Origin of the sequence: Leifsonia sp. SIMBA_070, from assembly GCF_046534635.1 — a bacterium.
Lineage (GTDB): Bacteria > Actinomycetota > Actinomycetes > Actinomycetales > Microbacteriaceae > Leifsonia.
Map to the genome: position 1 here is coordinate 1 of NZ_JAWRYK010000047.1, position 403 is coordinate 403.

The following is a 403-nucleotide window of genomic DNA, read 5'->3' on the forward strand; positions in this document are numbered from 1 at the left end:
GCTGCGCATCGGGGCAGTAATGCGCCACGACGTGCTCGCATAGACCGCCTGCAACGTCTCGGCCGTGTGTTGCGCTTCGTCATGGACACGCCCCAGTTCGTCCAGAACGACGCCCTGCTCGCCATGGACCGCCCCGATTGCTTCCTGGACTTGCCCGAGATCGCCTCGGACTTGCCCCAGTTCGTCGCGTACTCGCCCAAGCTCGCCGAGGACTTGCCCCAGTTCGCCACGAGCATGTCTCAATTCGTCGAGAACCATCCCCAGTTCACCGCGGACCTGTCCAATTTCGTCGTCAGCCTTCCGGATCCGCTCCGCCGATCGCTCGTGCTCGCGCGCTACCCCTTGCTCGAACCGGTCGGCAAGATCGGCCAGTGCAAGACCGTAATCGGCATTGAACGCTTCG

At 63.5% G+C, this 403-nt stretch carries 1 protein-coding gene; it reads left to right on the plus strand.

The genetic code is table 11. The annotated features are described in order from the left end of the window. Nucleotides 1–81: 81 nt before the first annotated feature. On the plus strand, nucleotides 82–403 hold a 322-nt coding region (locus SB754_RS19335), incomplete at its 3' end, for a hypothetical protein (protein ID WP_410784031.1).